General features: G+C 66.2%; 2 protein-coding genes and 2 pseudogenes. 2 read left to right on the top strand and 2 right to left on the bottom strand.

What is annotated here, in order from left to right; translation table 11 throughout:
* A pseudogene (locus ACFXA3_RS39480) lies at positions 1-234 on the top strand (transposase family protein); the annotation flags it as partial.
* A 24-nt stretch (positions 235-258) separates the two neighbouring features.
* On the opposite strand, the gene ACFXA3_RS39475 reads toward ACFXA3_RS39480, so the two are convergent.
* The gene (locus ACFXA3_RS39475) at positions 259-684 is read right to left on the bottom strand and encodes a hypothetical protein (RefSeq protein WP_385195744.1); all 426 of its coding nucleotides are present in this window, start codon (positions 682-684) and stop codon (positions 259-261) included.
* Complete coding sequence (locus ACFXA3_RS39470; RefSeq protein WP_385195741.1) at positions 663-2,579, bottom strand: caspase family protein; 1,917 nt, start codon at positions 2,577-2,579, stop codon at positions 663-665. The genes ACFXA3_RS39475 and ACFXA3_RS39470 overlap by 22 nt, the downstream gene beginning before the upstream one ends.
* Before the next feature lie 452 nt (positions 2,580-3,031).
* On the opposite strand from ACFXA3_RS39470, the pseudogene ACFXA3_RS39465 reads away from it, so the two are divergent.
* A pseudogene (locus tag ACFXA3_RS39465) lies at positions 3,032-3,179 on the top strand (ATP-binding protein); the annotation flags it as partial.

Here is a 3,179-nt window from a genome sequence, read left to right as displayed (position 1 = left end):
CACCAAGGCACCAGCCTGCTCATCCCGCACCGCAAACGACGAGGACAAACCCACCTCAGCCCGCTACAAGAAGCAGAGAACGCTGTCCACCGACACGCCGGGCACGAGTCGAACACGCTCTATCCCGGCTGAAGAACTGGAAGATCCTGCAGGACTGCCGGCTCAAGGGCAACGGCGTTCCACCCGGCCATCCTCGGCATCGCCCGACTACACAACATGGCCCTCACCGGATAACTCACACCCCATACGGGACAACCTCTAGGCGGTCGGGGTCTGCCCATCGTGCGGCTCGTCGGCAGAGTCAGCGTCTGCCGGATCGGGGCTGACGGTCTGCAGTGCGGCGGCAAGGGCCGTGGCATAGGCAGCAGCTTGTTCGGGAGTGGTGGTGCTGGTGACCTGCACGGTGACATCGCCTGCGTGAAGTTCAACGCTGATATTCCCCTGGCCCGGGGAGGAGCACCAGCGGCGTACCGTGTCGATGGCCGCAGGAAGGGCCAGTACCGTGGTGACGGCAAGGGTGAGGACGTCCAACCCCGTGCCCAGTTGCTCCTTGGGAGCGGGTGCTGCCGGTTCCCAGCGAGCTCGGCCCCAGGCCCGCAGTGTCGGGTCCTGGAGGAGAAACCGACACAGAGACTCCGGAGCCCTGGTCCTGTTGGCCAGGGTCATGCGGATGACGTGTCCCACGCCGGCCTCCTGTATGCCTTGTTCGAGATGATGGGAATGCGTGCGCCGTCGTTGCGGACCTGACGTACCGGGATGGGCAGGCCAGCGGCGAGGCAACGGGCGCGCACGGCGTTGAAGAGGGCATCCGCGTCGATCACGGAGTGCGGGCTGGGGATTCCTTGCGTCAATGTATCGAGGACCTGCCCGGTGAAGGCAGTGTGACGGGCTCCTTCAGGGGCGGACGAGGGTTCGGTCGCGGGCGAGGAAGCCATGACATAGGTGCCGTCGATCGCCAGGACCGAGGCGTCGGCGGTGGACAGCTGTCCCAGAGCGGCCCCGCTGTAGCAGCTGTCGAGAAGGACAAGGCGGGTCAGGGGGCCCTCCGTAATGAGCTGTTTGCGCAGCTCGCGGAAGTCCCAGTAGTCGTAGGGTCGGAAACGGTCCCGGCGGGTCCCGGCCAGCGACAGCAACAGATGCCCGTTGGCGGGGTCGGTGCTGCCATGACCCACGTAGTAGAAGAACAGCGCTCCGGATGCGGGGTCGATCCGGCCCATGACTTCCTCGACGACATCATGGATCTCAACGGGGGTGCGCGGATTGCGAACGACCGCGCAGTTCTCGGTCGGGATGCCGAAGTCTGTCGTGAGGACCTGTCGAAGGTCGTCGAGGTTGTTGTAGACAGCACACAGCCCGGCGAGATGGTCGTAGTCCCTAACGCCGACGAGTACCGCTCCGCCTTTTTGCCAGCAGTCATCAGGCGTTGGCGGGCTCTGACTGGAGCGGTGAGGCATGAGGTTCCTGAGCCGACGGAAGTCTGCCTGTTCCCGCCGCGACAGGCCGCCCAGCCGATCATCCACCCATGCCTTCAGCCGGGTACTCGCCTCCCCACCATCGGACGCGTGTTCCGCAACGAGCCACAGATAGCGTAGTTGCACGGAAGCCGGTTCCGGCATGTCCCCGTCGTAGAGCAGGCCCGCGCCGTCACGCCACATGGGCAAAAGAGGAACCTGCGCCCCCGAAGCGTGATCGTTCCAAGGTGCCGCTTCGGCCACGAGGCGGGCCACAGAAGGAGAGTCCGGCGGGGGCGGAAGCCCTGCAAGCAAGGCTAAAGCGGCGCGGCGGTCGTATGGTGACCATTCCTCTGCACGCCACATGGACCGGGCCTGCGGCGGGTCGCAGAGCGACGACGCACGTTCACGGGGTGAATCAGGCTCGCTGCGCCATATCGGCCCCATGCTCTGCTGCTCATCGACCCAGTGCCATCCGTCGGCATGTAAGTGGCGCCATCCGTGCCAGACGTCGTGAGCGGCGATGAGGCGCTGGTACTCGGCGCCGTGCTCGCGCAGGGATGAGGTCCTGATCGCCGTGACAGCGAGCGGGTGCGGCCGGGCGAGCAGGCCGATCACCGTGCCAACCGCAAGATCGACAAGCGGCGAGCCTTCTCCAACGCCCGGTAAGCACATCTCAGCCACGCTGAAAGTCGGACCCCCAGCGCCCCATGTCACGGGGACGTGTGCAGCGCAGAAAGGGCTTTCCTCCCCATAGGCCGGTTCTATCGCCCCCCACCCGTACAGCATGGCGAACTCCTGACGCTCAGCATCATGCTCCGGAAGCCATACGCATTGGTGGTCCCACAATTCCGTGAGGAGTTCCAGGATTGCCAGCCCCCCGCCACCGGCCTTGAGCTGGGTCCCGTCGAAGATCGGTGTCCGCACGCGCGCCCTCAGCCGAGCACCGCTCTGGATGTGGGGGTTCCTGAGCATCACCTGGTCGTCGGAACCAGACGTGAGGGCGGACCGAACCAGCCGCGCCGAAGTGATGAGGGTGCCTGGCGCGACGAAGATCGCAACCGGCACTGGGGCTTCGACCGGCCGCTCCGGATCAGGACCAAGCACATGAAGCGTGGCCTGCCTCAAGACCTGCTCGTAGTATCTCGACACGCGCCCTGACCCCCAGACCGCACCTAGTTCACCCAAGGGTACTTCCCCCCGAACCTCGGGGGAGGCGAACCGGTGGGACTGACGGGCAGCCTGACCGAGCGGATCCACGCCCAGGCCCCACAGGTGGACGTCGTCTTCCTGCCGGAGGCAGTGCAGGGCGGCCCTGGGCTGCGGCAGGACTGGGTGCTACTTCCACCGCCCGTAGCAGCGGCTCAGGAGGTATCTGGCACAAGTCGGCGAGTCTGTACGCGAGCGTCAGTGAGCCGGTACGACCCATACGGCGCGCCAACGCGTCACGCCCGCCCCGTACAGGGCGGGCGTCATTGGTTCGCGGGTTAAGCGACTCCGTTGGCAGTACGGCAGAGGGAGTCCCGGCCGTCCTTGCTCAGGCAGACGGTGAGCGTCGTACGCTGCCCTTCCGGAAGTGCTTCGGCGGCTGGACCAAGACGTTCACCGACCCCCGCCTCTGCGCGGCCATCGTCGACCGCCTCGCCTTCAACGGCACCATCATCGAAACCGGCACCGACTCCTACCGCCTCGCCAGCACCCGCGCCCGCGCTGAGGAGGCGGCAAAGG

Origin of the sequence: Streptomyces sp. NPDC059456 (assembly GCF_042750055.1) — a bacterium.
In the GTDB taxonomy this organism is placed as follows: Bacteria; Actinomycetota; Actinomycetes; order Streptomycetales; family Streptomycetaceae; genus Streptomyces.
This window is presented reverse-complemented; position numbering and strand designations above follow the sequence as displayed.